Annotated in this window: 1 pseudogene; it reads left to right on the plus strand. The window is 67.1% G+C overall.

What is annotated here, in order from left to right:
- A pseudogene (locus EN852_RS37320) lies at positions 1-147 on the plus strand (transposase); the annotation flags it as partial.
- Positions 148-337 lie beyond the last annotated feature (190 nt).

The following is a 337-nucleotide window of genomic DNA, read 5'->3' on the forward strand; positions in this document are numbered from 1 at the left end:
ATCCGCTACACGCTCTCGCGCTTCGATGGCCTCTCGCGCTTCCTCGACGATGGCCGCATCGAGATCGACTCCAATACCGTCGAGCGGTCGATCCGCCCGATCGCGCTGAACCGCAAGAACGCACTCTTCGCCGGATCGGATGGCGGCGTCGTTGGATGGGCCCGGTTCGCCGCAGGACGTTCCTCCCCTGCCCGGCAGCTTCCCGCTGGACACCTCGAAACTGCCGCAGGCCATCCGCGATGAAGTGGAAGCGCCCGACCCGGTGGCCATCGACACCTCGGCCAGCGAACTGAAGGACGGCCTCAACCGCTGCCCGAAGTGCGGCGCCAGCGACATC

It is taken from the genome of Mesorhizobium sp. M2E.F.Ca.ET.209.01.1.1, from assembly GCF_004010375.2.
GTDB lineage: Bacteria > Pseudomonadota > Alphaproteobacteria > Rhizobiales > Rhizobiaceae > Mesorhizobium.